This window comes from Chryseobacterium sp. AG363 (assembly GCF_003610675.1).
Lineage (GTDB): Bacteria > Bacteroidota > Bacteroidia > Flavobacteriales > Weeksellaceae > Chryseobacterium > Chryseobacterium cucumeris.
The window spans coordinates 14,114-38,448 of record NZ_RAQF01000009.1; the positions used below are offsets into that span (position 1 = coordinate 14,114).

General features: G+C 35.2%; 19 protein-coding genes and 1 tRNA gene. 8 read left to right on the top strand and 12 right to left on the bottom strand.

Annotated elements, in window-relative coordinates; genetic code table 11:
• Positions 1-28 precede the first annotated feature (28 nt).
• Complete coding sequence (locus tag DEU39_RS23650) at positions 29-1,474, top strand: MFS transporter (protein ID WP_062672479.1); 1,446 nt, start codon at positions 29-31, stop codon at positions 1,472-1,474.
• The gene (locus DEU39_RS23655) at positions 1,443-2,525 is read left to right on the top strand and encodes a DUF3810 domain-containing protein (RefSeq protein WP_120233587.1); all 1,083 of its coding nucleotides are present in this window, start codon (positions 1,443-1,445) and stop codon (positions 2,523-2,525) included. The genes DEU39_RS23650 and DEU39_RS23655 overlap by 32 nt, the downstream gene beginning before the upstream one ends.
• A 443-nt stretch (positions 2,526-2,968) precedes the next feature.
• Here the strand turns inward: DEU39_RS23655 and DEU39_RS23660 are convergent, their stop codons facing one another.
• Both DEU39_RS23660 and DEU39_RS23665 read right to left on the bottom strand, forming a co-directional pair.
• Positions 2,969-5,230 carry a CocE/NonD family hydrolase gene (locus tag DEU39_RS23660; RefSeq protein ID WP_120233588.1) on the bottom strand — a complete coding sequence of 754 codons (2,262 nt, stop codon included), beginning with the start codon at positions 5,228-5,230 and terminating at the stop codon, positions 2,969-2,971.
• A gap of 117 nt (positions 5,231-5,347) precedes the next feature.
• Positions 5,348-7,075 (bottom strand): helix-turn-helix domain-containing protein, encoded by a 1,728-nt coding sequence (locus DEU39_RS23665; RefSeq protein WP_120233589.1) that lies wholly within the window; start codon positions 7,073-7,075, stop codon positions 5,348-5,350.
• Between the two features lie 527 nt (positions 7,076-7,602).
• Between DEU39_RS23665 and DEU39_RS23670 the strand changes: the two genes are divergently transcribed.
• The 3 genes from DEU39_RS23670 (at position 7,603) to DEU39_RS23680 (ending at position 13,106) form a co-directional block, all read left to right on the top strand.
• On the top strand, positions 7,603-9,117 hold the full coding sequence (locus DEU39_RS23670; RefSeq protein ID WP_120233590.1) for a vitamin K epoxide reductase family protein: 1,515 nt from the start codon (positions 7,603-7,605) through the stop codon (positions 9,115-9,117).
• A 190-nt stretch (positions 9,118-9,307) separates the two neighbouring features.
• Positions 9,308-11,503 carry a peptidase domain-containing ABC transporter gene (locus DEU39_RS23675; protein WP_120233591.1) on the top strand — a complete coding sequence of 732 codons (2,196 nt, stop codon included), beginning with the start codon at positions 9,308-9,310 and terminating at the stop codon, positions 11,501-11,503.
• A 304-nt stretch (positions 11,504-11,807) separates the two neighbouring features.
• Entirely contained in the window at positions 11,808-13,106 is a 1,299-nt protein-coding gene (locus DEU39_RS23680) for an HlyD family secretion protein (RefSeq protein WP_120233592.1), read from the top strand.
• Between the two features lie 419 nt (positions 13,107-13,525).
• Here the strand turns inward: DEU39_RS23680 and DEU39_RS23685 are convergent.
• The 7 genes from DEU39_RS23685 to greA all read right to left on the bottom strand — a co-directional run bounded on the left by DEU39_RS23685 (position 13,526) and on the right by greA (position 19,450).
• Positions 13,526-13,599, bottom strand: a tRNA-Met gene (locus DEU39_RS23685).
• 44 nt (positions 13,600-13,643) lie between these two features.
• The gene (locus tag DEU39_RS23690; protein ID WP_120233593.1) at positions 13,644-14,936 is read right to left on the bottom strand and encodes a TlpA family protein disulfide reductase; all 1,293 of its coding nucleotides are present in this window, start codon (positions 14,934-14,936) and stop codon (positions 13,644-13,646) included.
• A 61-nt stretch (positions 14,937-14,997) separates the two neighbouring features.
• Complete coding sequence (locus DEU39_RS23695) at positions 14,998-15,210, bottom strand: hypothetical protein (RefSeq protein ID WP_062672466.1); 213 nt, start codon at positions 15,208-15,210, stop codon at positions 14,998-15,000.
• A 5-nt stretch (positions 15,211-15,215) separates the two neighbouring features.
• Positions 15,216-17,204, bottom strand: a complete 1,989-nt coding sequence (locus DEU39_RS23700; RefSeq protein ID WP_120233594.1) for a T9SS type A sorting domain-containing protein — start codon at positions 17,202-17,204, stop codon at positions 15,216-15,218.
• Between the two features lie 74 nt (positions 17,205-17,278).
• On the bottom strand, positions 17,279-18,466 hold the full coding sequence (clpX, locus tag DEU39_RS23705; RefSeq protein WP_062672462.1) for an ATP-dependent Clp protease ATP-binding subunit ClpX: 1,188 nt from the start codon (positions 18,464-18,466) through the stop codon (positions 17,279-17,281).
• 66 nt (positions 18,467-18,532) lie between these two features.
• Complete coding sequence (locus DEU39_RS23710) at positions 18,533-18,922, bottom strand: HIT family protein (RefSeq protein ID WP_047429226.1); 390 nt, start codon at positions 18,920-18,922, stop codon at positions 18,533-18,535.
• A gap of 57 nt (positions 18,923-18,979) precedes the next feature.
• The gene (greA, locus tag DEU39_RS23715; protein ID WP_034695856.1) at positions 18,980-19,450 is read right to left on the bottom strand and encodes a transcription elongation factor GreA; all 471 of its coding nucleotides are present in this window, start codon (positions 19,448-19,450) and stop codon (positions 18,980-18,982) included.
• A gap of 109 nt (positions 19,451-19,559) precedes the next feature.
• On the opposite strand from greA, the gene DEU39_RS23720 reads away from it, so the two are divergent.
• From DEU39_RS23720 to DEU39_RS23730, 3 genes are all read left to right on the top strand, one after another.
• Positions 19,560-20,015, top strand: a complete 456-nt coding sequence (locus DEU39_RS23720) for a hypothetical protein (RefSeq protein WP_062672459.1) — start codon at positions 19,560-19,562, stop codon at positions 20,013-20,015.
• Between the two features lie 9 nt (positions 20,016-20,024).
• On the top strand, positions 20,025-20,474 hold the full coding sequence (dtd, locus tag DEU39_RS23725; RefSeq protein WP_120233595.1) for a D-aminoacyl-tRNA deacylase: 450 nt from the start codon (positions 20,025-20,027) through the stop codon (positions 20,472-20,474).
• 267 nt (positions 20,475-20,741) lie between these two features.
• Positions 20,742-22,400 carry a S8 family peptidase gene (locus tag DEU39_RS23730; RefSeq protein WP_120233596.1) on the top strand — a complete coding sequence of 553 codons (1,659 nt, stop codon included), beginning with the start codon at positions 20,742-20,744 and terminating at the stop codon, positions 22,398-22,400.
• 87 nt (positions 22,401-22,487) lie between these two features.
• Here the strand turns inward: DEU39_RS23730 and DEU39_RS23735 are convergent, their stop codons facing one another.
• Genes DEU39_RS23735 through DEU39_RS23745 form a run of 3 tightly spaced genes read right to left on the bottom strand, consistent with a single transcriptional unit; the run spans position 22,488 to position 24,308 of the window.
• Entirely contained in the window at positions 22,488-23,000 is a 513-nt protein-coding gene (locus DEU39_RS23735; protein WP_120233597.1) for a hypothetical protein, read from the bottom strand.
• 60 nt (positions 23,001-23,060) lie between these two features.
• The gene (locus DEU39_RS23740; RefSeq protein ID WP_062672156.1) at positions 23,061-23,600 is read right to left on the bottom strand and encodes a hypothetical protein; all 540 of its coding nucleotides are present in this window, start codon (positions 23,598-23,600) and stop codon (positions 23,061-23,063) included.
• A 54-nt stretch (positions 23,601-23,654) separates the two neighbouring features.
• Entirely contained in the window at positions 23,655-24,308 is a 654-nt protein-coding gene (locus tag DEU39_RS23745) for a DUF1361 domain-containing protein (RefSeq protein ID WP_228436897.1), read from the bottom strand.
• Between the last annotated feature and the right edge of the window lie 27 nt (positions 24,309-24,335).

Genomic DNA, 24,335 nt, shown 5'->3' on the forward strand with positions numbered 1-24,335 from the left:
ATATTTGTTTGTGAAATCTATAATAAATATGTCAAATTATTCTAAACAAACCAATTGGGCCCAATTCATTCCGTTGGTTACTGTATTCTTCTTTTGGGGATTTGTAGCAGCCAGTAATGATATTCTGATCCCTGTTTTTCAAAAAGCCTTCAATCTATCCCAAACTGAAAGTATGCTTGTACAGATATGCTTTTATGTAGCGTATACTGTAGGCTCTTTAATTTATATGCTTGTATCAAAGAGCCTTAAACAGGATTTGATCAATAAAATCGGATATAAGAATGGTCTTATTGTGGGGCTTCTGATTTCCGCATTGGGAACCTTATTGTTCTACCCGGCTGCCAATATGCATTCTTTCCCTTTAATGATCTCAGGGTTATTTATTGTAGGTTTAGGATTCTCTCTTCAGCAGATTGTTGCTAATCCGCTTGCTATTGAAGTAGGTCCTACGGAAACGGGATCTCAGAGGCTAACAATGGCAGGAGGGATTAATAACTTAGGAACTACTATTGGACCTCTTATCGTTGCATTTGCTATTTTTGGTTCTGCAAGCGCAGCCAATACTGAAGCGAGTATAGAAAGTGTAAAAACACCTTATCTTATTTTAGGAGCAGCTTTTGCTCTGGTAGCTTTAATGCTTAAATTCTCTTCCCTTCCTGCAGTAACTCCAACAAACACTGAGGACACCGATGATACAACTCCGGGAGAACATAGAAAGTCAGCATTCCAGTATCCTCAGCTGGTGATGGGAATGATCGCTATTTTTGTCTATGTAGGCGTAGAAGTTTCCACAGCCAGTAACCTTCCGGCGTATATGGAAAAAAGCTTGGGATTTGAAACGAAAGAGGTAGCCCCTTACATCTCTTTATACTGGGCATCATTAATGATTGGCCGTTGGACAGGTGCTGTAGAAGCATTTGACGTCAATGCTGGATTCAAAAAGATCTTAAGATTCTTAGCTCCTTATCTTGCATTCGGTGTATTTTTATTGGTAAACGCTATTGCCGATCATGATCTTTCTCCGTTCTATGTATATGGGTTTATCATTATCGCAATGATTATCTGTGATATTTTAAGCAAAGGAAACCCGGCAAGAATGCTTCTGATCTTCTCTCTGGCAGGGATCACAGCTCTACTTATAGGGATGTTCACTACAGGAATGGTATCTGTATATGCGTTTACCAGTGTAGGTCTTTTCTGCTCTACTTTATGGCCTTGTATTTTCGCATTGGCTATCAACGGACTTGGAAAGCATACCAATCAGGGTTCAGGATACCTTATTATGATGATTATGGGTGGAGGTATTGTAAGCTTTATACAGGGTTATATTGCAGATATTACCAATATTCATTTCAGTTATATCGTAGGGGTGATTTGTTTTGCTTATCTTGCATTCTATGCGATCCGTGTAAGTGGGATTCTGAAAGCCCAGGGCATTGATCTTGATAAAATATCCAAAGGCAGTGGTCATTAATATAATAACAAATATATATAAAAAAAAGAGATTTTGGGCAGGTGTATTACTTGCCCAATTTCTTTTGTTTTATGGATTCTCAAAATCCAAAGTGATAATTTCTTTTTTTGAAAGTTTTTTTGAACTTCAGAAAGAGTTTCATCAGATGCTGTTCAGCTGGGTTCCGTTTTCTGTTGGAGATTTGATTTATATTCTATTGGGAATATTTCTTTTATACTATTTGATTACTTCATTCAGTAAACAGCGAAGAAATGATTCACTGATAAGGATTCTTCTTATTATAAATGTTTTTTATTTTATTTATCAAATCTTCTGGGGAATGCTGTATTTCCAGACTCCAATTATTAAAAAACTTTCCAGTCAGGAGGAACCCAATATGAATAAGGCAAAAAAATTAGCCCTTATCTATCTTGAAAAATGTAAGCAAACCAGACAGTATGTTCATGAGGATAAAAATGGTGTTTTTATCATCACCAACCTTACGGATATACAAAAGGAAATCCTGTACCAACAGACCAAACTGCCTTCTTATATTTCAGATAAAAAAGCTCCTCAACTTCTGGATATCAAGCCCAGTTTATTCAAAAAAGTAATGAACTTTACAGGAATTCTGGGATACTATAATCCTTTTACTGCTGAAGCTCAGTTTAACAGTGAATTACCTCATACATTCATTCCCTTTACAACAGCTCACGAAAGTTCGCATCAACTGGGTTTTGCCAGAGAGCAGGAAGCTAATTTCGTAGGGTATTTAATAGGCATTCATTCCGATAATCAGGAGTTGAGATACAGTACTGAATTTTTCACTTTAAAAAGTCTTTTAAGATTCATTGTGGAGGAAGACCCACACTTTGTAAAGAATATTCTTCATCAGTACTCTCCAGCTATGAAAAGAGACCGTGCTTATGAAAAAAGTTTTGTTTTTCAGCATCAGGGATGGTTGGATGACTTCTTTGGATTTACCAATAACCTGTTTCTGAAAAGTAATCAACAAGAAGGCTCAGTTACCTATTCTTACTTTATTGATCTGCTCTTAAATTATGAATCATAAATAAAAAAAGAATCGTATCAGGCGATACGATTCTAAAAACACAAATGATGAAAAAAAATTTATTACCTTGACTTGTTCCCTCATTCAAGGCGATGTAAAAGTACGACATATTTTATAAATACAAAAACATTTCCCTCCTTTTTTAAAACTTTATGAAAACTTTATGATTTTTTAAGTTTTTTTGAGTTCATTTCTGTTTATTACAAATTACATAGAATAGCGAAATTTAATAAACAAAACAAGGGCAAAACCCACTACAAGCTATAAAATAATAACAAAATAAAACATTTGTTTAAATAAAAAATATTATTTCTCAGCTTTATTTTCTATGCTTTAAAGTTGGAGTTATCCTCAGTATTTTATATGATATTTCTAAAAATCTGAACTTCAAAATCACAGGATATTCTGATATAAAAATCCATTCATTTTTATATCTATTCCGTTTATTGTCTCAAAATAGGAATTTCCACATAACTGTCATTATACCATTTGATCTCCAAAGGCTCTTTAGCATCAGCCATTGTTTCGAGGCTAACATCTTTTCCGGTTCCGTAATTCATCTGTTCGAAGGGAGATGTATTGACCCCCAAAACAATAATCAGCTTACTGCCCTTTTCTATTTTTTTACTGACGAAATAGGTATTATTAACAGGAATCTCAGATATTTTGCCCGGAACAAGCAACTGTCTTTTTTCCTTATTTTTTGCATAACTTGCCCGCCCTAAGTAGCTAGAAAGCTGAATATATTCCCCTTTAGAAGTTAGCTCATAGAGGATTATTTTAACATCAATATCTTTTTTATTGATGGTAACTTTCAGATTTCCGGTGAAACTGCCATTGATCTCCACAGGATCCTGCAATGCATCACTTTCAAAAACAAGTTTATCTTTTAAAACAGCGGGATCAATTGCCATATCCATTATTTTATACCTGTCGAAATTTTGCAACGTATCTTTCCTATTTGTGAAACTGATCGTCTGTAAGGTATTATCTAAAGCCGGTTTTACTTCCTGCAGTTTTGATCTGCTGAGAAACAGTTTTAATTTTTTATTACTTATTTCATCAATATTTGCAGCGCTTTTCCATTGATTGGTTCCCATCACCTGGTAATTTACTTTTCCTTTTAAGAACCCCGGCTTTTTCTTTCCTTTCAAAATATAATCAAACCATTCATAGGATAAGGTATTGTGATCAATATTGGCAGCCGGATCTATGGTATATCCTCTCAGGTTATTTTTAATAGACCCCTGCGCTCCGTAATGATCGTAAGGACCAATAACTAAATAATGATCAGCATTTTTGTTATACTTATAATGTTCATTGTAGTAATAAAAGGCACCCCTCTGGTCATCATCATAATATCCGGTAAATGTCAAAACCGGAATATTGACTTTTGCAAAGTCTCTTTTATAAGGTATTTTAGAAGTCCAGAATGTATCAAACGATGGATGCTGCACCCATTTCTGAAAAAAAACATTCTTATTTCCATTAAGACTATCCAGATCTTTAAATGCCGTACCATTTGTATACATCTTGTTAACAAGGCTCTGCCATTTTAATGTATCAGAATCATCATAATCTACATAACGGCTTCTGGAAACATACTCCAGCCATCTGACCATATAAGTATTAAAGACATTATTTTCCATCGGAAAATCTATTCCAAAACCTACGGATGCTGACGGAACAATTGTTTTCAAGGCTGGATGCATGTTTTTAACAGCAGCCCATTGACTGAATCCGTTATAGCTTCCTCCGGCCATTCCTACTTTTCCGTCACTCCATGATTGTTTAATAATCCAGTCTATGACTTCATTAACATCTTCCGTTTCAAATTCAAATGGTGCAAGATTGTCTTTACTTAAGTACACTCCCCTGCTGGTAGCATATACAATAACGTAGCCTTTCATGGCATTTAACTTTTCAGCGTAATCAATTTTTCTTCCTCTGTAAATACCAAAATTCAATATGGTAGGAACCTTGGCCTCAGATCCTTTATACCTGATCATCTGTAAAGAAATCTCATTCCCTTTATTGCTTTTAATGACAATACTATCTTTAATTTCAAACTGCTGCTGTTCTGTTTTTTTGATGAAAGGAATCACAACAGGATTTGTTTCTTTTACGACAAGGTACGAAGTATACAGCCTGCACAGTTTTACGGCATCAGCCAGAGAAATGCTGTCATTCTTTATGCTTTTTTTCAGGGCATTTATTACTTTGTCTTTTAGATCCTTTTCTGTAGACCTGAAGAAACTGCTAACATACATTTTCGTTTTCTCTGGCAGGGCATTAATTTTTTGTTCAAAAACTTTTCTGTATTTTTCATTATAAGGAGTTGGCCCCGGGACTGATTTTGACAATGCATACAGTTCAAATGAAAGTCCGATAATTTCTCTGTAGTCAAGATTGGCATAATCCGGATTATTTTTAATTTCATTTAAATAATAAATCCCTTTCTGATAATCTCCATCAAGGATATGCAGCCGGAATATGTTGTCGTTAAATATAGCTTTGTCTTTGTCCTTATAATCTCTTAAAACTTCTTTATTAAGTTTTTTGATCTCGTTATAAAAAAGACTTCCCTCTATATTTGGATTAGATTTAAAATAATACTGCTGAGAATGAAAACTCATTGAAAACAATACCAGACTCAACAACACTATCTTTGTTAAAAAAAGCTCTTTAGCCATGCGATTTCCCATACTGTGCACTTTAGATTATTATATATTTTAGTAGGCAAAACAAATACTTTTATACGATTTAAAGAAAACAGGTCTACCAAAATTGATCAATATCGTACACATTTTTCTGTAGACTACTTAATTTATTCTCTGTTTCTGTAATAGTTTTATATAATAGGAAGGCAGTGTTCCTGTAATTTTTCTAAATGCATTGGAAAACGATTCCGAATTATTATAACCTATACTATCAGCTATAGCTGCAATGGTATATTTTCGTATTTTCTCGTTATGATTGAGCTCTTCTACAATATAATTAATTCTCAATTCATTCAGATATTGTGAAAAGTTCTTTGCCTTAAGCTCATTCACTGACTTTGACAGATAATCTCTGTTTGAATTAAAATCTTTAGCCAGGCTGTCTACCGTTATATTCTTACGTAAAAAATCTTTATTTAGTTCAAATGCCTCCAGTTTCACTTTTATATCCTGCAGCTGTTTGTCCGGGAGAATATTTTTAGCCTTTTGCTCTTTTGTTTTCTCTGCGAGCTGATCAATCTTTACACCAGAAGCTTCCATTAATCTTGATTTTTCTAAAAGGTGGTCCGCCTGCTTTTTATAGTGTTCTGCATTTCGTCTGTTCCGGATAAGTAAAAAGAATAAAGCACCTAATACTAAAACACCACCACACAAAACAAAATAAAGGGTAGAGTTTTTATTGTTCAATTCATCAATAAGTCTTTCTTTTTCTTCCAGCAGAGCCGGTGTGTCATATTTTTTATAAATCTCTTTGGACAAATACTGCTTACTACTAGTAAGAAAGCTATCCGTCGCCACCAGTTTATTAATGAATTTCAGCTGATTTTCCTTATCTCCTTTTTTCTTGTAATAATCAATTAAAAACTCATATCCGTTTCTCATAAACGGATCAAACTTTTTAGACACTGAAAAGATAGAATCTGATTTTGTGAAATAACGCACTGCTTCAGTTTCCTTGTGAAGATCACCATTGATTTTACCTAGAAAATAATAAGTAATCCCAAGGTTCCAGTCATCATTGTTTTTTTTGAATTTTTGCTCAGCCAACAAATGATTATTATAAGATTCCTTATAGTTTTTCAAGTAATAATTAGCTATTCCTAAGGAAGAGATCAGATAAGGATAATGGGTATAGTCATTAAATTTTTTACATTCTTCAATTCCCAAATGGATGTAAGGCAAGGCATTATTATATTGCTTGTTTTTGTTATAGCTGTTTGCTACAGAAAAAATAGATCCGATATAGCTTTTTACATCTCTCTTATCAGTATGCATTTTTTCCTCCTCATACTGGTAATATTCCAGAAACAGAGGAAGAGCTTCTTGATCTTCACCCGTTGCCGATTTTAAAATACCAACCAGTTTTTTCACATAAAAAAACTGATCCGGGTTCTTTTTACCAGCTAATTTTTTTGCCTGAACATATTGATCTAAGGCCTCCCCGTATCTGGATTCATAATTGAACAGGATACCTTTAATAATATGAGCCTTCGCAGGGTAATCCCTGGTATTCACATACTGGGTAATCCTGATGAGCGTATCCGCGTAAGGATGTCCGTTTTCCGATTTTAAACCTTTACTGTGAGCCAGTTTGTAATAGCCGTCATAGATCAGATCATTATTTTTCTGCTTTTTACCTTTACTTAAAATAACATTGGCATAGAATTCTGCTTTATTATTATCGATACGAAAGGTCCTATCATAAGCCTTCTGTAATTGGTCAGCATTTTTATTTTGTAATGAATCCGGTATATGAAATCCACTAATGCTTTGAGAAAAGCAGAAATTCTCAGCAAACATCAACAGAAACATAAAAAAAGCCTTGCGCATATATTCTTTTAAAGGCACAATATTACACTTTTTTAGTTTTTAATACATTTTCATGACAGAAAATATAAAGTATTAAAAATCAAAACATTAATTTAATACTTTATTAAAAACCCGCTAATAAACATCCCAAAATTTATCAATTCCGACATCCCTTTCTTGCATTCCCAGCGTTATGAATGCATCTTTGCCTCAGGTAAAAACACGAAATACTTTGTTTTAAAAAGATCCTTTACTTCCCACAGGCAACATTTAATGTACACTTAACCATGAAAACTTTAGAATACCTGCGTGTGGGAAATGGATCTTACCTTCGTAAAATGTTACCGTTTAAAATACTAAAAACATCAACTACACAAAGAAATAATACAAAAGCCATATTACAAAATCTGCTTTCCATTTCCGGATTCAAGAAAATAAAATACTGAAGATCAAATAAAATCTACCAACATCCGTTTATATCTCACTAATAAAGGAGATTTTTTTTTGTATATTTAAAACATCTGTGTATTTTAGATAAAAATATTAATATGATTTTTGACAAACTAATTAACCATCTAAAACTCGATAAACAGGAATTTATTTTCCAGTTCAATTCCCATCCCAATTATCCATCTGCACTGGCATTTAGTGATACACTCAACTTTATGGGAGTAAAAAATGACGCTTACGAACTTGACAAAGAATATTGGGATGAACTTCCGGAAGAATTTATTGCGATTGTTGAGAATTCATTTTCCCTGGTAAAAAAGGCAGGAAACAATTATTCTGTATATTCAGAAAAAGCAAAAACCTTCGGTAAAGAAGAACTTTATAATAAATCAACAGATTTTGTACTGTTGTTTGAGAAAACAGAAAATGCAGAAAGTAAACTGGCTTTCAATTTCAAACCGGTTCTTTATATTATTTTTGCAACTGTTCTTGCCTATTCTTTTATTAGCCAAACCATTTACGAAGCTCTATTTAATGTACTTTCCTTAGCAGGAGTTTATATTTCCCTGGAAATTTTCAATCAGAAATTCGGGAATACCTCTACTGTCATTGGAAGTATATGTGGAGGCGGAGGTGCTGCAGCAAGTCAGACAGCCAACTCGTGTGATAAGATCATCAAACAGGATAAAACCAGTATTCTGGGCTTAAAATTTGCAGATTTTTCTCTGATTTATTTTGCAGGACTTGCCGTACTAGGTCTGTTCTTACCGGCAACAGCGTATATCGTAAAAGGTTTCACATTCGTTTCTGTAATTGCCATTGGATATTCTTTATACATCCAGGCATTTGTAGAAAAAACATTTTGTAGAGTATGTCTTTTGATTATTTCAATTCTGGTTGGACAAATTGTAATCAGCAGTTTATTTTTTGAGAATCTGTCTTTCAGTGTGGGAGCTCTTTTATTGACTGTTATTCTTTGGGCTCTTGTATTTTCTGCAGTTATCTATTTCAACACTCTTCTTGAACAAAAAGAAGCTCTTCAAAAATCGAATGCAAAAAATCTCAGATTCAAGAGAAACTATGAACTTTTCAAAAACCAGATGGAGCAAAATCCAAAAATAGAATTCCAGGATACTGAAACTTTTGCAGTTGGAAAAAAAGATGCCAAGCTTCGTATTTCTATCGTTTCCAACCCATATTGTGGTTTCTGTAAAGATGCACATAAGCTTGTGGAAGGACTTTTGGAAAAATATCCGGAGAATATTTCACTACAGATGAGATTCAATTACAGCCCAGACAGAGCTCCAGAAAAATACACTCAGCTTATTTCAGATTTAACTCATATCTATCATAACAAGCCCGAAAAAGAATTTCTACATGCTGTAGAAGAATGGTTTGAAACTAAGGATGAAAGCAAAATCAATCTGCTCTCCGGAGGAAAGGTAACATCAGAAAATCTGAATCCATTAGTAGAGATGTCCATAGAAAACAGTAACGCAGGATTAAGCTTCACTCCTATCTTTATCATCAATGGATATCAGTTTCCAGACAAGTATGATCGTGAAGATATTTTATTCTTTATTGATGAATTAATAGAGGATAATGAGATCTAGTAAATAAATCTCATTCATTTAAAAATTTCACTATCTTAGGAAAAACAAAATAACCATCTGAAAAGATGTAAAAGAGTAGAAAAACGGTGATCAATGGGACTATTTCCAGTTTACCATTTCATTGAATTATAATTGAATTAAAGCAAAAATGTCGTCATTTATTGACGGCATTTTATAATGAGTAGTAGTTTTGAAAAAAAAGTTTCCTTTTTATAAGCAACCAGATACCAAAGATTGTGGCCCTACATGCCTGAGAATCGTCAGTAAGTATTATGGTAAAAGTATATCTCTGCAGCAGATTCGTAACCTTTCCGAAACAACACGGGAAGGAAGCAGCCTTCTTGGGCTGAGCGATGCCGCGGAAAATCTTGGATTCCGTTCAATGGGTGTCCAGATCGATTTCAATACCCTAACAGAAGAAGTTCCTTTTCCATGTGTAGCACACTGGAATAAAAACCATTTTGTTGTTGTATATAAAATCGACAAAAATAACAAAGTATATATTTCGGATCCCAGCTATGGATTGATTACTTATACCAGAGAAGAATTCATCAAGTCCTGGATTGGAGAAAATGCCAACGAAAATACAGAAGAAGGAATTGTACTGATTCTTGAAACTACTCCTGCATTCTTTCAGACAGAGTTTGATGCTGAAGAGAGTAAGGCAAGCTTTACATTCTTGTCCAAATATCTTTTTAAGTATAAAACACTTGTTATACAATTGGCTATTGGACTTTTAGGTGGAAGTTTACTTTCCCTTATATTCCCGTTTCTTACCCAAAGTATTGTAGACGTCGGGATCCAGAATCAGGATATTAATTTTATCTATGTAGTTCTACTTGCCCAAATTATGCTATTCCTGGGAAGAATGGGAATTGAGACAATCCGAAGCTGGATTCTTCTTCACCTCTCAGCAAGGATCAATATTTCGATCATTTCCGATTTCTTTATCAAATTAATGAAACTTCCGATAAGTTTCTTTGATACCAGAATGACAGGAGATATCATGCAGAGAATTAATGACCACCACAGAATTGAGCAGCTTCTTACAAGCTCTTCGCTGAATACATTATTCTCATTGGTCAACCTTATTATTTTTAGTATTGTATTATTATTTTACGATTACAGACTTTTCATCGTTTATCTTGTAGGGGCCGTATTATATATTGGCTGGATCAGTTTTTTCCTCAAAAAGAGAAAAGAGCTTGATTATAAAAGATTCTCTCAGGTATCTCAGGAACAAAGTAAAGTAATTGAGCTTATCAACGGTATGCAGGAAATCAAAATGCATAATGCAGAGAAGCAAAAAAGATGGGACTGGGAATTTCTTCAGGTAAAACTGTTTAAGATCCGAATAAAATCTCTTTCATTAGAACAATGGCAGTCTGTTGGAGGAAACTTTATCAATCAGATGAAAGATATACTGGTGAGTTTCCTTTCTGCTAAACTTGTTTTAAGTGGAAATCTTACTTTGGGGATGATGCTTTCTGTTCAGTACATTATTGGACAGTTAAACAGCCCGCTTCTTCAGCTTATCGACTTTATTAAACAAACTCAGGATGCTAAAATTTCCCTTGAAAGATTAGGAGAAATCCATGATAAAGATGATGAAGAAGATAAAAATGAGCAGTACGTCACAGATGTTCCGAAGCAAGATATCGAAATAAAAGATATGTCATTCAGGTATATTGGTTCTGACGTTCCGGTTTTTGAAAACTTAAACCTTACGATTCCTTATCAACAGACCACAGCTATTGTGGGAGCCAGCGGAAGTGGAAAAACTACTTTATTGAAACTGTTGATGAAATTTTATGATCCGGACCAGGGTGAAATCAGAATCGGAAATACCAATATGAAAAATATTTCCCCAAGATACTGGAGAGATCATTGTGGAGTTGTAATGCAGGAAGGATATGTATTCAATGATACTATCGCCAATAATATTGCTGTAGGTGAAGATCATATAGATAAACAAAAACTTAGACGTGCCGTAGAGATAGCCAATATTAAAGATTTTATTGAAAGCCTTCCATTAAGTTATAATACAAAGATCGGAAATGAAGGAGTTGGTGTCAGTGGTGGTCAGAAGCAGAGACTTTTCATTGCAAGAGCTGTTTACAAATCTCCAGAATATATTTTATTTGATGAAGCTACCTCTGCATTAGATGCTAATAATGAGAAAGTGATTATGGAAAATCTTGAACAGTTCTTTAAGGGCAAAACAGCAGTGGTGATTGCCCACAGACTTTCAACGGTAAGACATGCTGATAAAATCATTGTACTGGATCAAGGAAAAGTAGTTGAAGAAGGAAGCCATGCCGATCTGGTAGATTTAAGGGGAGAATATTACAGACTTGTAAGAAATCAGCTTGAATTAGGCAATTAATCATAAAAACAATACAGCGGAATCCGAAAAGCTTATAGAGTAGGAAAAATAAAATTAATTAATCATGAAAAATCTTAAAAAACTTTCGAGAAGAGATTTGACATTAGTAAGTGGAGGAGTAATTATTCCGGACAACAACTGTTGTGGATCCTGGTGTCTTGGCAGCTGGGTACCATGCCGTATCAAGCATTTTGAATGCCCACCGGATGCAGACACTTCACCACCATCTTGGTATGATGGGAACTGCCCAATTATTTAAATTATATTCCCCCTGAAATATTGGGGGAACTTTTACCTCAAAACAATGAAAGAAGACGTTTTAGACAATATTGAACTTCGCTCAGAGAGCGTACAGGATATTCTGACCCAGCCACCACATTGGATGATCCGTTGGGGAAATACAGTGATATTTATTATCCTCCTGTTAATTCTCTTAATGAGCTACATTATAAAATATCCGGAATTTGTACCGGCTCCTATTATTGTAACTTCCCAGAATCCTCCTGAGAAAATAGAAGCACGAACCAGTTCCAAAATTGAGAAAATATTCATAAAAGATCATCAGGAAGTTAAAAAGAATGATGTTCTTATGGTGATGCAGTCTGCAGCTAACTACAAAGACATTTTAGAGCTTAAAAAACTGGTAGACTCTATCACACCTGATAAATTATATACCTTCCCTATCGCCCAGGCTTCAAGATTTAAGCTGGGTGAATTGCAGGGAGAATATAACAGTTTCGCAAAAGCATTTCAGGATGAAGCTCTTTTTACAAGACTACAGCCTTATGCACCAGAAAACCTGGCCGCCAATCAGAGCATTTCAGAATACAAAATAAGAATTGCTACCTTGAAACAGCAGAAGAACCTGGAATCTATAAAATATGATCTGACAAAGAAAAACTTCAACAGATCTCAGGAGCTATTCAACCAAGGGGTTATTTCAGCCATGGAACTTGAAAATGAAAAAATCAAATATCTTCAGGCTCAGCAAAACCTTGAGAATATTAAAATCTCCATATCCCAAATGGATGAAGGAATTTCCAATCTGAATAAGACCAAAAGCGGAACTGCCATTAATACAGAAAAAGACAGAATCACATACTCTTCACAAACTCTGCAGCTTCTTGAACAGCTGAGAAAATCTTTAAAACAGTGGGAACTGAATTATCTTGTGATTTCATCCACTGATGGGGTTGCCAGTTTCCAACAGTTCTTCGGAGAGAATCAGTTTGTAAAGGTAGGAGAACCCATCCTTTCTATTCTTCCTAAAAATAAAGAGCAGTTAGTGGGCAGAATGTCAGTCCCTACCACAAATTCAGGAAAAATAACTCCTGGTGAGAAAGTACTTATTAAACTGGACAATTACCGATTCCAGGAATACGGTATCATCGAAGGAAAGGTACAGAATATATCACTTATTCCTGATGACAAAGGAAATTATTATGTAGATGTAATTTTACCGAAAGGATTAAAAACCAGCTACAACAAAACACTTACATTCGATAAAGAGCTTAGAGGCAGTGCAGAAATTGTAACACAGGATCTGCGACTGATTGAAAGATTCTTCTATCAAATCAGAAAGTTACTTGGATATCAGGTTTAATGAACCTTTCACTAAAAAATTAACCCCGTTTTTCAAATTGTAAAACGGGGTTTTATTATGTATTTTTTAAATTTCCCAGTCGACTGATAATGTTTTGCAGAAGCTCAATCAATGTCATTCATTTAAACAGCCTATTCTAGCCACAATCTATCTAAGCAAAGGGGTTTTATCGCAAAAAACATAATCATTCAAAAAAAGACAAGAAAATAACGAATACAGGGAATATCATAATGTTACTTGATTATGAAAATTAGCCGAACATTATAATGAAGCTGAAAAAGTATAATTATTCCCTTAATATTCCATCAAAAGAATGAAACCGTGAAAAAATAAAATTCATGTGAAAGAATTATAAGATAAAAGAGTAATTCTTTTAAAAGTAAAAACCGCAATCATTGAATTATGATTGCGGTTTATTGTAGCGAAGACGGGAATTGAACCCGTGACCTCAGGGTTATGAATCCTGCGCTCTAACCAACTGAGCTACCTCGCCGTTTTGGTGGTGCAAATATAGAAAATATTTCTTTACCTCCAAAATTATTTTACCTTAAAATATTCTAAAACATCGCCAACATGATCTGGTTTGCTGATTATCTTATTGTTAGCATCCAAAATAAAATACGTCGGAGTTGCATGAATATTATATAAATCTGTGTAACTACTGTTCCATCCTCTCAATTCTGAATCATTCACCCAAGGAAATGCAGCAATTTTTTTGGTATATGAATTCTTATCCACATCTAAAGACAGTCCTACAATCTGAATATTTTTCGATTTCAGATCATTATATTTTTCCAAAAGTTTTGGAAGTTCACTTTCACAGTGTGAACATGTGGATGACCAGAATACCACCACCTTTTTATCGGCCTTTATATCGTGTAAAGATTTTGCAGTGGTATTAACAGGTGACTGGAACTTATAATTAGGGAAAATAGCCCCCATTTCAATGTTTGCATTCGATTTCAATGTAGAAGCAAGCCTGTCAGTAATGGTACATTTAAGATTTTTAGCTAGAGACAGATATTTGCTCTTGTATTCATCCATCTGATAGACATCAAAAATATCAATCAATTCTGACAATACAGTCTGCCCTCTTGGAGTTTCTACTTTTAAACGATCCAGCAATTTATCAACAGATGCTGTAACATTGGCATTTCCTCCCGAATTCAGATAAGCTACTAATACAGGTCTCAATAACGATGAGCTTTCAAGCATATCATTTGATTTGTCAAGAAAGTTGATTATTTCTTCCTGATCTACTTTCTTCGTTGAATCGGGTGAATTGGAAAGAAACTTGCTGTAATTCGTATTATAATAAGCAACAAACGGATGTTGTGCAGCATCAATAGAACCTGGAGCACCGGAAAGTCTGTCAATTTCTGTTTTCAGAGCTTTTCCAAAATCTGTATTGTCTTTGTAATATTCTTTGATTTGTGCTAAAGCCGGTAAAATAAGCTCTTTCTTTTGGGAGCCTTCCTGTTGTTTGCTCATCAGATTATTGGCATCATCCAGATAAATAACATCTTTTACTTTGCTATTCTGAATATCCAATTTAAAATTGACATTCTTATTTTCAGAAATAAAACTTACTGTATTATTAGAGCCAGGAAAATAGACTTTCATCATCCCCATATAATGACCCGGATATTTAAAAGTCCATGTACTATTCTTACTCTGTTCTTTAGTAACAATAATATCTTTTGATCCGTTAAGTGTATATAGAATAGCATCCTGGTCTTTAAAATCTGCCGGAGTCTGAATTGTAACAGTAAATTGAGCCTTTAAAGCAAATGCAGCCAAAACCGCTGATAGCGTATAAATCTTTTTCATAAAGTAAAAATAAAAAAACTCCCTGACTAATCAGAGAGTTTAATATTATTTTAATAAAATTTTATGCTTTTACGCTTTTGTACTTTTTTGTAAAGTAAACAATAAATCCTATTGCTACGATACCCAGTACATATACATACATATCAATTGGTGAGGCAGGTGATCCGGTACCATTTCCTCCATTTCCTCCTCCTCCTGGGATTGGTGGAGCGGCATTTGCTAAAGATACAGCAAATAGGAAAAATGCCAGGACTAGTTTATTAATAGTTCTCATGTGGTTTATTTTAAGATTTTAGTGTTAACAGTTTCTCCCTTATCAGAAACGATTTTTACAACATATGAATTTTTAACTGAGCCATCAAGCTCGATTACAAAATCTCTGGATGTTTCAACCGCTTTTTTAGAGATTACCAGTTTACCGCTCATATCATAAACTTGAATGTCTGCTTTTTTCCATTTTGGATCAAATCTAACAATGTAATTTGTAATAGATGGATCATAAACAACAAGTGTTCTGGAAACACTAGGAGTTGTTTTATTAGTAGCTAAAGTATTATTACTTGGCTCACCATAATACAAGTTAGCTTCTTCATTTGTTACAGCTACAACATCTCCCTGCTTAGCCTGTACTAAATTCCCATTTTCCGCTTTATAGTAGAAACCAATTCCTGAAGATAACTGGTGTGCACCAGCAGGAATAAGTTCTGCATTTTCTCTGATCTCGAATTTATAAGATTTAACCTGATCAAGTTTGTAGTTAACTAACTTAACATTTTTACCTTGGAAGTTACCCTCATTAGCTTCGTTAATATATAACCAATAGTTCGTATAATTATTATCATATCCGCCATTCAATGCTTCTTCGTAAGTACCTATAATTCTGGTACCTGCTGAAGCCTGAACTGTCGTGGCAGTAGAAACCTGGTGTCCTGTTGTAAATGATGGAGAAACCACGTAGTACGTTCTGGAAATCTCATTACCATTAGCATCAAGACCAATTACACCAAGCTGCTTCACTGTACTGTTTGTACCCTTACCAGCCATTTTAGCTGCATTTACACCATTTGGAGTACCTGCTGTTCTTGCGGTTGATTTGAATCTTCTCAGTGTATTAAAGTCTAAAGTCTGAGCTGTATTATCTCTTAACTTTATTTTAAACGACTGCATTGGTTTGATAACCATTTTATCCAGGTTCACATCTCCAACTGCAGGAGCGACCCCGTCACCTGTAGCCACATAAGTAACCACCTGAGCACCTGTAGCATAAGTAGAGCCTCCAGGAAGTGTCACAACAGTACCAGGGTTGTATTCAATACCCCAGATATTTTTTACTGCATTTCCATCTGATCCGGTAACACTTTCAGTATATCCAATATTAGATAAATCTAAATTGGTAAGGAAGGGGTTACCAAACTGATACCAGTTCTGACCAAATGTTCCAGCCCATGCGCTTGTAGTAAACTCAAAACTGTCATCTAAATAAGTGTTGTACTTTTCGTTGTAAGAATTCACAGCGTTACCACCAACCCCGAATACGACATTAGAAGGTCCCAAATTAGATTTCCCCGCATTCTGCAATGTTACAGTTCCAGCTAAGGGAGCATATGGTTTCCCGTTAATATTGAAAACAGTTGCTGCACCTGTAGGAGCACTTGGATTCCAGTCGTTATTGGTAACTTTCAGCATATAGTATCCTGAACCATCAGCAGTAGTAGATGCTAAATTTGTAAAATGCGCAGAAACGGCATTAGCGTTATCCCACTTTAGAATAGGGTTGCTGCCAGTTCCTGTTCTTTGGGTATTGAAAGTTTTCCCAAGTTCTGCAGATAATGAATTGAAAGCTTTACCCGAAAAAGGTAACGCAACTTGTTGAAAATAATTACCGGAACCATGACTTGTAGTTCGGTATTCTTTGGTTACAATACCTGTAATGTTGGACTGGGATAGTCCGTCGATGTACAACTGTCCATACGTGGAAGTAGCAAAAGAAGCAGGGGTATTAAGTCTTAAGATGATATTTCCGCCGTCAGTCTTATCAGAACCGGCAGCATCAATTGTCTTAAAAGCATCTGTACCAGATCCTACAACCATGATATTTCCATGCACGTCCAAAAGGCCATTACCCTTTGTTTGTACACCTCCACCGCTATAAACTAGGGTGCCTTCGCTCACATACATATTAGCATTAGTGTCAACATGACATAGTATCTGCGCCTGAACAGAATAACTAATTGCTAAAAGACCTATAGCAAATAAACTTTTTCTCATTGTATAAATTATTTGTGTGTTAATACAATCTTCACCCGCAAAGGTATTATTATTTTTCTTAAAAAAAAAATATTTTATCTATTAATCAAAACATTATCTTCATTTAAGATGATATCTTTCTCCTCTCCTATTGAAAACATATAGTCTTCTAGAACTTTTTCGGTGGTCCCTCTAAGCCCTCTTGCACCTAATCCTTTTTCAATAGTTTCCTCTACGATTTTTTCAATTGCTCCGTCTGTGATAACCAAATTTGTGCCATCCATTTTGAAAAGTTCCACAAATTGATTAACAATAGAGTTTTTAGGTTCCTTCATGATTCTTACCAACGTCTCTTTTGTGAGTTTATCGAGGTAAGTGATGATTGGAAATCTTCCTAAAAGTTCCGGAATTAATCCGAAAGTACGAAGGTCAATTGCATTAATATTTGTTAATATATATTCGTCTTCGTCTGTTTTATTGATTTTTTCAGAGCTGAAACCAATTGCCTGCTTGTTCATTCTTCTTTCGATGATCTCTTTGATCCCGTCAAAAGCTCCACCTGCAATAAATAAGATGTTTTGGGTATTTACCTGGATATATTTCTGATCTGGATGCTTTCTTCCTCCTTGTGGCGGAACATTCACAATACTACCTTCCAACAGTTTTAATAATCCCTGCTGCACGCCTTCTCCTGAAACGTCTCTTGTAATACTTGGATTGTCTGATTTTCTGGCAATCTTATCAATCTCATCAATGAAAACAATTCCTTTTTCAGCTTTTTCCACATCATAATCTGCTACCATCAAAAGTCTTGAAAGGATACTTTCAACATCTTCTCCTACATATCCGGCTTCTGTTAAAATAGTAGCATCTACGATACAGAAAGGAACATTCAGTTCTCTTGCAATAGTTTTTGCCAGAAGCGTTTTACCCGTTCCTGTCTCTCCTATCATGATAATGTTTGACTTTTCAAGCTCTACTTCTCTGTTTTCGTCCTGAGCGTGAAGCAATCTTTTATAATGGTTATACACAGCAATGGAAAGTTGCTTTTTTGCCTGATCTTGTCCGATCACATACTGGTCAAGAAATTCTTTGATCTCTTTTGGCTTTTTAAGCTCTTCCATACTATTAGCAGGTGAATATCCTGTTTTTGATGCACCATCTTTTACGATAGCATGTGCCTGCTCTATACAATTTTCACAAATAAAACCATTCTGCCCAGAAATCAGCATCTGTACTTCATTTCTTTTTCTGCCACAGAAAGAACATTGGTTGGAATTCATATGATATAATATATGTATATGTTAAAGAAAATCGTAAAAAATTACTTTTTTACGATTTTCTGGTTGTTAAGAATTAATAATTGAGTGTTGAATCTCTGTATATTCTTCGTTCGTTAATTTTAATCTTTCATTTCTGAAATTCATGTCTTCCATCTTATTTAAAGGAATCAGATGGATGTGTGCATGAGGAACTTCAAGTCCTACCACTGCTACTCCTACTCTTACACATGGAACTGCAGTTTTGATCTTCTTGGCTACCTCTTGGGCAAATCCCCAAAGGTTTTTGTATTCTTCACTTTCAAGATCAAAAATCAAATCCACTTCTTTTTTGGGTACTACTAAAGTGTGTCCCTTCACTAAAGGCATTGCGTCTAAGAATGCAATAAAGTTTTCATTTTCTGCAATCTTATAAGAGGGAATTTCGCCATTAATGATTTTTGTGAATATAGTGCTCATTTTATCAGAAGTTTAGGTTAGATATTTAGAAGTTCAGAAATAGAAAGGAGTATCAGACTATAAAGAGATGTCTAATACTTCGAAAGACAGTTTGTTTCCGTTAGGTAAAGTAATTTCAGCAATTTCGCCAATAGCTTTTCCTAACAATCCTTTTGCGATAGGTGTGTTCACAGAAATCTTTCCTGTCTTCAGGTCGCTTTCGTTATCCGGTACCAATGTAAATACCTGCTCTTGCTTGGTAGCATTGTTTTTAAGTTTCACTGTTGTTAAGATTGAAACTTTTGAAGTATCTAATTGGCTTTCGTCTATAATTTTAGAAGTAGAGATAACATCTTTCAGCTTGGAAATTCTCATTTCAAGCATCCCCTGAGCTTCTTTAGCTGCATCGTATTCTGCATTTTCTGATAAATCACCTTTATCTCTTGCTTCTGCGATCTGCTGAGTAATTTTGGGTCTCTCCACAGTTTCCAACTGTTCCAGCTCAGCTTTCATTTTCTCTAGGCCCTCCTTAGTAACATAGCTTGCCATAATTTTCAAAATTTAGTTTTAGTATAAAAAAATAATCCGACATTTGCCGGACAATGTTTTCGTGTTGTAATCGTTTAATTTTTACAAATATATAAAAATTTAAATTGAAATGAAAAAAACTTTTTCAATCTTATCCATTTTCATTTTATTGATTTCCAGTAATTTAACTATAAACTCATGTGGAAGCAGAGAAGATACCGTGAACTGTTTCCCCAATGTTCCTATTAATGTATCTCTTAATTTAAACCTGCCTGCTTATTACGCTTTAAATAATATCAACGGCTGGATTTATGTCAACGAGCAGCAGTCAGGAACAAGAGGGTTGATTATTGTCCGGACAGCAAACGGATTTAAAGTCTATGACAGGAATGCCCCACATCTATGCCCCGATAGCAATACAACCCTTGAGGTAAAAGATAATATTGCCATTATATGTCCACAGGATAATACAAGATGGATCTTAAGTACAGGACAGCCGGAGTCTGGAGCCCAAACGTCTCTTCCTCCCAAAACTTATCCTTACAATTACGACGCTGCAAGTAAAACTCTAAATGTTTATTATTAGAAATACAAGATGAAGATCGTTATACAAAGAGTCTCCGAAGCCAATGTAAAAGTGGACGGAAAAATTGTTGGAGAAATCGGGAAAGGGCTTATGCTGCTGGTAGGTATAGATGAAAATGATGAAAAGCCAGATGCGGACTGGCTTGTACAAAAGGTTTTAAACCTGAGAATCTTTGGAGATGAAGATGACAAGCTTAATCTTTCCGTGAAAGATATTTCAGGAGAAATTCTTTGTATCAGTCAGTTTACATTGATTGCAGATTATAAAAAAGGCAACAGACCTTCTTTCATAAAGGCTGCAAAACCGGATAAAGCGGTGCCACTTTTTGATTATTTTAAGGAAGAAATCACCAAATCCGGATTAAAAACAGAAAGCGGAGTTTTCGGAGCAGATATGAAGGTTTCCCTGATCAATGACGGACCCGTTACTATTGTTATGGATTCTATCACCAAAAACTAAGCAGGAAAAGACAAATGTGTAAAATACACCCGATACGCTTCAATTTATGAAGCGTATTTTTTTGATGAGTAAGTATCAAATATCTGCTCTTAAACCTCATAGGTTTTGAAAACCTTTGAGGTAATCACTCAAAAACAAAAAAATCCCTTATATAAAAGAAAAGAGTAAAAATTTAAAAAATAAAATCACAAAAAAGTGATTTGTTTTCATTTTATTATTATTTTTGATATAAATCAAAACTGATTTACAACCATTTAACAAAATTATATGAAAACAAAAATCAACCTTTTCGCATTATTTGCGTTCTGCTCTACTCTGTCTTTCGGACAGGACAGTCAGCCAAAAATGGCTAATGATCAAAATTCAATTATTTACGTCTGCTTTTCAAAAGGCATTAATTCAGAAAAAACGGCTTTCAGCAGAAACGCTGATCTGGAACGATTCTCAAGAGAAAATCACATCTCATTTAAGTATGATCTGGACTTTACAGACAGCAAACTTGATGAAATGGCCAGAAGCAGCAAAGCCATCGGTAATTCCGGAGAGTCTGTGGAAAAGCTGAAAAGAATCTATAAGGCTGATATTCCTCTTCAAAATAAAGAAGTTTCAGAAAAAATTATCCGTACTCTTGAGAGATTTCCTGAAATAGAATATGTATCTGTAATGAGTGCCGAGCCTATTGAACCTCCTTTGGTAAATGCTTTTGTGGCGACTCCTGATCTGGAAAGCCTGCAGACCTATCTGAATGACAATCCGGGAATCAATGCCAAATACGCATGGTCAAGAGGAATCACAGGGCAGAATATCCGTGTGCGCGATGTAGAATATGGTTTCTATAAAACTCACGAGATGCTGTCTAACCAAAATTCAATTCAACTTGAACCCGGCTACTCTCCTAATGCAGGATTGGCCAATAATAACTATCGTGACCATGGAACTGCTGTAGTAAGTATTTTAGGTTCTATAAAAGACAATATAGGACTTACCGGAGCTGCTTATAGTGCTTCTGAAATAAAAGGTTATATGGAATGGACTACGGCGGGATACAACCGAGCTTCTGCTGTAAGCAGATCTATCAATGCATCTCAGGCCGGAGATATTATATTATACGAAATGCAGACTGGTGGAAAAGACGGTCAGTATTGTCCTGCGGAATATGATAAAGTAATCTGGGATCTTACAAAAGCTGCTACTGATTCAGGAATTATTATCATTGCAGCAGCGGGTAATGGAAATCAGAATCTGGATGACCCGTTTTATGCCACCTATCTTGCGAGAGGAAACAGCGGTGCTATCATTGTAGGAGCAGGATCTCCTAATACTACCCATTCGAAATTAAGCTTCAGCACTTTTGGTAGCAGAGTGGATGTTCAGGGTTGGGGAAGCAGTGTGATGGCTGCAGGTTATGGATCTTATGCGAAATACGACAATGACAACAACAGAACTTATAATTATTTCAGTGGTACAAGTTCTGCAACACCGGTGGTTTCTTCTGCTGCTATTTTAATCCAGTCTTTCTATCGCCAGACTACAGGTCAATATTTAACACCTTCGGCGATGAAAAACCTTTTAATTTCAACAGGAATTCCTCAGGGAGGAACGGTGACAGGCCAAAAGATCGGACCTCTTCCTAATGTTAAAAATGCTATCCTTCAACTGGAAAGTAATTTTGCAGCACCTGTTAAGACTTTACCATCATTAGAGGTTAAAATTTATCCTAATCCATCCAGCAGTTCCATTGCTATTCAAAGCAGTGAAAATAAAAAACTGGATGTAGAGATTATTAATCTTCAGGGACGTAGAGTGATTAAAACTTCCGTTCTACCGAATGAAAAGATTGATATTTCGCAACTTCCTACGGGACAGTATATCATCAATATTAACGAAGGCCAGAGGAGAGTTGTTGAGAAATTAACCAAATTCTAGAATACAAGATTTTTTATACATTTATTTCACATCAAACCCTCTTTCAGAAAAATGAAAGAGGGTTTTTACTATCAATTTTTATTGATTTTATTTTGCCGGAACGCTGCTGAAATTAAGCGCTACTTTGATGTTCATATCTGAAGAAGTCTGATTCTTCAATTCATAAACGGTTCTTACCGTTAACCCTGAACTTTTTACAATTTCGTCCAGGAATCCTGTATCATTAAGATCAAGATTTAAGCTGGAAGAATTGGTGGAGATATTGGAACGTGAAGCTACTAATCTTTCTCCTGTTCCGTTAGAAGAAACGTATATTTTTACCGTTTTGAATGCACTCAGATTTCCTCCGGAAGGAGATGCCACAGAGATTTTCGCATCTGAAATTCTTACATCTTTAATTTTTGCATTATTATTTCCTCCGAACCAGGTCTGTACATTGGTAGCCGTTGCAGTGGAAGAAACTTCTTTATCCGCAGGAACTCCTGTAGACACTAAAACATTTGTTGTGTAGGGAAATGTATTCTGAACCAGCGACTGTACAGTTCCGCAACCTACAAGTACAGCTGAAGCGGCCATTGCTGTTAGAACTATATTTTTCATAATTTTAAATTTTAAACTTCAAAGTTTAGTTTGCAGAAATTGTACCAAATTGGTTGGGTCTTATTCCACAGTTACCGTAAAACTACCTTTGGTATTTCCCGAAGCCATGTTACTTTTTCCGATAATCAACCATACTTCACCTTGTCCGGGAGTATCATAAGTAATTTCTCTTCCAAAAGGTCCGTCGTAGTTCCCGTTTGGAAGTCTGATCTGATTGAAACGGATATTAAAATCTTTCTCTTTTGTTGAAATTTTCGCTTTGATATTGGGACGATCATAACGGGTCAGTTTTAAAATCAAATCCTGATCATCCTTTGTAAATTCTTCTCCAATTGTAAAAGGCAACTGGTTGGCATCTGCCGTTCTTATAATCTGGCCGTCTTTTTCATCTCTCATTACGCCTTTGCGCAATACTTCCTTAGTGACCGGAGCGTTGTTAATAATTGAATCTTTTTTCCTTGATGCTACAGAATCTTTTTTTACCACAGAATCAGGCATTTCTGTTACCACTGTAGAGTCCTTATCCGCGACATTTGTCACAGCAGGTTCTTTTTTACAGGCAACAATTATCAAAGGAATTAACAATAAGCTTTTTTTCATAATAATTAATTTTAAGAATGGATCAGCATATATTATGCTGAGCTCATTGAAATGCTAAAATTGTTCCAATCCGTTGAATGTTTTATTTTCCGTTTGTAATTCTTTTTCATCATTTGTTCCTGCCCATTTAAATGTAAAGTACATAAAGTTGAGCAATACTCCCATCAATAGAGTAACACCCCATGTTTTGGTATATTCCATAGGATAGATGAATCTCACCACAATATCCGAGAACAGGCCAAAGGGATTGTTGAGAACATCCCAGCTGTTCCATCTCAGAAAACGGCCAAGATAGACTCCAAAGCTGCTCATAAAAAGAAAAAGGACAACTAACCCGCTGATGATATTTCTATTCATATAATCAGAAAGCCTCTTTTCAATATCATGAAGACTTATAAAGCCACAGATCAGTCCTGTCCAGGCATAGGAAAGAATCACAATGAGGTCATACCAGATCGGTATCTCATTTCTTGCTCTGAGGTGAAAAAGATCTGTAAGAATGTAGGGAGAATTGGGAAAGAACAATATCCACACTATTACTATAAGGATCAATGAAGTTTTGCTTTTGATATTAAAGGCAAGAATAAAAGAACTTAGTAATAAAGGAATCCACGCAAGAAAAAGATTCCAGTTGAGAAACAAAAACACTTTTGTATCGCTGATATAATATCTGAAAGCTGAAAGGCTGAAACAGAATATGGTCATCATTATCAACAATAGTTTAATTTTAAATCT

Excerpts from the sequence above, each read along its gene's own strand:
- DEU39_RS23650 (WP_062672479.1), top strand. The coding sequence starts at position 29 with ATGTCAAATTATTCTAAACAAACCAATTGGGCCCAATTCATTCCGTTG.
- DEU39_RS23660 (WP_120233588.1), bottom strand. The coding sequence starts at position 5,230 with ATGGGAAATCGCATGGCTAAAGAGCTTTTTTTAACAAAGATAGTGTTG.
- DEU39_RS23665 (WP_120233589.1), bottom strand. The coding sequence starts at position 7,075 with ATGCGCAAGGCTTTTTTTATGTTTCTGTTGATGTTTGCTGAGAATTTC.
- DEU39_RS23670 (WP_120233590.1), top strand. The coding sequence starts at position 7,603 with ATGATTTTTGACAAACTAATTAACCATCTAAAACTCGATAAACAGGAA.
- DEU39_RS23680 (WP_120233592.1), top strand. The coding sequence starts at position 11,808 with ATGAAAGAAGACGTTTTAGACAATATTGAACTTCGCTCAGAGAGCGTA.
- DEU39_RS23690 (WP_120233593.1), bottom strand. The coding sequence starts at position 14,936 with ATGAAAAAGATTTATACGCTATCAGCGGTTTTGGCTGCATTTGCTTTA.
- DEU39_RS23695 (WP_062672466.1), bottom strand. The coding sequence starts at position 15,210 with ATGAGAACTATTAATAAACTAGTCCTGGCATTTTTCCTATTTGCTGTA.
- DEU39_RS23700 (WP_120233594.1), bottom strand. The coding sequence starts at position 17,204 with ATGAGAAAAAGTTTATTTGCTATAGGTCTTTTAGCAATTAGTTATTCT.
- clpX (WP_062672462.1), bottom strand. The coding sequence starts at position 18,466 with ATGAATTCCAACCAATGTTCTTTCTGTGGCAGAAAAAGAAATGAAGTA.
- DEU39_RS23710 (WP_047429226.1), bottom strand. The coding sequence starts at position 18,922 with ATGAGCACTATATTCACAAAAATCATTAATGGCGAAATTCCCTCTTAT.
- greA (WP_034695856.1), bottom strand. The coding sequence starts at position 19,450 with ATGGCAAGCTATGTTACTAAGGAGGGCCTAGAGAAAATGAAAGCTGAG.
- DEU39_RS23720 (WP_062672459.1), top strand. The coding sequence starts at position 19,560 with ATGAAAAAAACTTTTTCAATCTTATCCATTTTCATTTTATTGATTTCC.
- dtd (WP_120233595.1), top strand. The coding sequence starts at position 20,025 with ATGAAGATCGTTATACAAAGAGTCTCCGAAGCCAATGTAAAAGTGGAC.
- DEU39_RS23730 (WP_120233596.1), top strand. The coding sequence starts at position 20,742 with ATGAAAACAAAAATCAACCTTTTCGCATTATTTGCGTTCTGCTCTACT.
- DEU39_RS23735 (WP_120233597.1), bottom strand. The coding sequence starts at position 23,000 with ATGAAAAATATAGTTCTAACAGCAATGGCCGCTTCAGCTGTACTTGTA.
- DEU39_RS23740 (WP_062672156.1), bottom strand. The coding sequence starts at position 23,600 with ATGAAAAAAAGCTTATTGTTAATTCCTTTGATAATTGTTGCCTGTAAA.
- DEU39_RS23745 (WP_228436897.1), bottom strand. The coding sequence starts at position 24,308 with ATGATGACCATATTCTGTTTCAGCCTTTCAGCTTTCAGATATTATATC.